The sequence below is a fragment of the Arthrobacter sp. B055-34 genome, assembly GCF_059090425.1.
In genome coordinates this window covers 1-246 of record NZ_JBNHFQ010000033.1, presented here as the reverse complement: position 1 = coordinate 246, position 246 = coordinate 1, and the positions used below count along the sequence as shown (strand labels likewise).

Sequence of the window (246 nt, the reverse complement as noted above, 5' to 3'; positions counted from 1 at the left end):
CTCAGGCAGGCGGTTTCGCGGACCAGGATGGTCGCCCGCCACTCGTTCAGCCGGCCCTCTGCCAGCGCCCTATAGGTGTGCGGCATTTCCCTGATCAGCGTGGTCGACAAGCCCAGGTGCTTCCCGCCCCGGTTCGGGGAGTCCTTCCTGGCCAGGCCGATCTCCTTGGCCAGGCCCCGGCCCCGCCTCTCCGCCGGAACCCCGGCCGCGGCCCGGGCCTCCCGCCGCGAGGCCACAAACGCTTCC

At 72.4% G+C, this 246-nt stretch carries 1 pseudogene; it reads right to left on the bottom strand.

Annotated features, from left to right (window positions below):
* A pseudogene (locus AC5RWO_RS21480) lies at nucleotides 1-246 on the bottom strand (HNH endonuclease); the annotation flags it as partial.